Raw genomic sequence first — 2519 nt, 5'->3', positions numbered from 1 at the left:
GCTCGCGCAAGGCGCTGTCAATCGCGGTCAGGCGACGGCAGCCACGGCGCTGGTCGTTGCTGCGCGAGCGGCTGGCGCGATAGGCCGGTCTGACGGGTCGGCCGTTTGGTTCACCGGGTGTGCTTCAATAACGGGAACGCCGGTCACGACCATTTACGATCAGGTTGCGACCTCGCGCCAGAACCCGACCTTGCGGCCGTGATCCTGCCGCAGCCGAGCAAGGTAGGCGTCGTGATCGGCGACCGGCCCGAACGCGGCAATGCGCCGGGCGAGATAGGCACAGGAGGCGAGATGCCGGGCCGCATGGCCGTACCGCGACGCACGCGCCCGGCCGAGCGTGAAGTTGATCATCGCGCGACGCAGGATTGTGGCCGCGAGCGGGTGCTTCTCCTCCAATGCTTCGGCGGCAGGCGTCAGGAGTTCGTAAAGGTCGCCGTCGAGCGCGTCGGCTCGATCGATCACCAGCGCCGCCGCCCGGTCCAGCGCCGGCCAGCCGACAAGAAACGCGAGGGCATGGTGAACGTCGGCGAACCCGCGCGCATGCGCGATGGCGCGCTGTTCGGCCTCGAGATCCTCGAAATCAGGAAGGTTCTTGAGGAACGCGCGCAGGTGACCGCTATCGAGCGTGGCGATGAACCGCTCCCACCGGTACTCCTGCGCATCGTCGTGCCGCCCGAGCGCGTCGAGCACTGCAAGGCGGGCCTGTTCCCATTCAGGCGCGAGCCAGCCGCGTCTGCCGCTGTCGGTCGCCTCGATCGCTTCCCAGGCCTCGTCTGTTCGTCCCGCCGCCAGTAACCGCTCGGCGATCCGCGCCGCGATCAGCGGAACGCGGCGGGTCTCGGGATTGTATTGCGCGATATAGGCGTCGACGTCGCCGAGCGCGTCGGCGACTTGCTGGAGGAGCAGCGCCGACGTGCGCTTGCGGTGGTCGGCGTCGATCTGGTCCGCGTACATCGGACCGCCGCTGCCCCAGCCGACCACCCCGCGCTCGGCCTGCGGCGGCACCGTTACGGGTCGAGCCTGCCAGGCGAGACCAAGGGCGCGCAGCCGCTCCAGCCCGGATATCCCGAGCGCGGGGGCGAGCGTATCGACCAAGCCGTCGTACGTGCCATAACCATCATCTTGCACTGCCTCGAAGGCGCGCTCCGCCAGGACCGCTGGATCGATGCGGGCGGCATTCGCGACCGGACCGAAGTCCTTCACGGCGGCGCGGAACACGTCGGCCAGCCGGCCGCTGCCATCGTCGCTGCGTGCGAACACCGGTTCCGCGCAGGCCGCCAGCCGCCACAGCAGATCGAGCGCCGCACCCGGATCGTGTGGCGCGACGAGGTTCATGATCGCGCCGTGCTGCGCCGCGAGGTCGGCGGCGAGCGGCTTGACCTTGTGCCAGTCGATCAAGCTGCGCGCCTTCGCGATCGTCGCGAGCCGCTTGGCGATCTCACGCGCGGCGTCCGCAGGGCCTGCCTCTCCGGCGAGGGCGAGCCGCAGCTGGCGCTTGATCCCAGCATTTCCGGTCGCGACCTCCATCAGCAGCGCGGCCAACCTCTTGCTACCCAGCGTTTCGAGGTTCTTGGCGTTGAGCGTCTTTATCGAAGCCATGTCACGAAGCTCATTCAATCGCGCGGTAGCGGCTTGCCGGACAGGGCCGGGTTGATCACCGGCGAAACGGGATCACAACCGCCTGATCGAGGAACACGGTCATCCCCTCATCCGCGACAGCGGCGAGAAAGGCGGTGTGAGCTTCTTCATCCGTATCGAACAGATTGTCCCAGACCGTCGAAGTCCCGTTTGCGTTGACGACCTCCAACGCCCACCCCGGCTGATCCTCAATCCGATGAATGTTGACGTCAACGGTCATGCCATCGCGTGTGATGGACCCCGACAATCCGGATGTAACGATGTTCGGATCGCGTGCGCGCACTGCCTTCTCCTCCGTCGAGCTCGTGTGCCCAATCCGGCGAAACTAGTCGACCCTTACCTGTTTGGTCCCGGCGATTGATGGTGCGGGTTTGAGATGAACCGACTTGGGTCATCTGTCCATGCTTTGCAGATGGCTTCGTATGGCGTGAGCCCACGCAGGGTCTTGAGACGGCGAGCAAAGTTGTAGGCGGCGACGAAGTCGGCGAGGTGCTCGCGCAGCTGGTCATGCGTTTCGTAGTGGTAGCGCTTGACGGTCGCCTCCTTGATGGTGCGGTTCATCCGCTCGACCTGGCCGTTGGTCCACGGGTGACGTGGCTTGGTGAGGCGGTGCTCGATGTCGAGGTCGGCGCAAGCCGCCTCGAAGGCGTGGCAGCGGAACGGCAGCTTCTGCGCCCGCATCTCCTTGATGTCCTTAGGCGTCCAGCCGTCGCCGGTCGGGTCGGTGAAGTGCGTGCCGTTGTCGGTGAGCACGGTGTGGATCCGGTACGGCACGGCTGCCGCGAGGTGCCGCAGGAAGTCAGCGGCGATCCGGCGGGTGGCCTTCTTGCAGCGCGACAATCAGGATGCGAGCGCAGCGACAATCAAGATGAGAATCGCGA

Annotated in this window: 2 protein-coding genes and 1 pseudogene; all 3 read right to left on the bottom strand. The window is 66.5% G+C overall.

What is annotated here, in order from left to right; all coding sequences use genetic code 11:
* Positions 1-159 precede the first annotated feature (159 nt).
* Positions 160-1599, bottom strand: coding sequence for a DUF6880 family protein (locus ACFE71_RS15510; protein WP_375429656.1), 1440 nt, complete (start codon positions 1597-1599; stop codon positions 160-162).
* A gap of 55 nt (positions 1600-1654) precedes the next feature.
* A complete protein-coding gene (locus tag ACFE71_RS15505; protein WP_375429655.1) occupies positions 1655-1921 on the bottom strand; it encodes a hypothetical protein in 267 nt (88 codons plus the stop codon).
* 53 nt (positions 1922-1974) lie between these two features.
* Positions 1975-2466 (bottom strand): annotated as a pseudogene (locus tag ACFE71_RS15500) (integrase core domain-containing protein); the annotation flags it as partial.
* Positions 2467-2519 lie beyond the last annotated feature (53 nt).

It is taken from the genome of uncultured Sphingomonas sp. (assembly GCF_964237155.1).
GTDB lineage: Bacteria > Pseudomonadota > Alphaproteobacteria > Sphingomonadales > Sphingomonadaceae > Sphingomonas.
The sequence above is the reverse complement of the archived record's forward strand: the minus strand, read 5'-3'. Positions and strand labels throughout refer to the sequence as shown.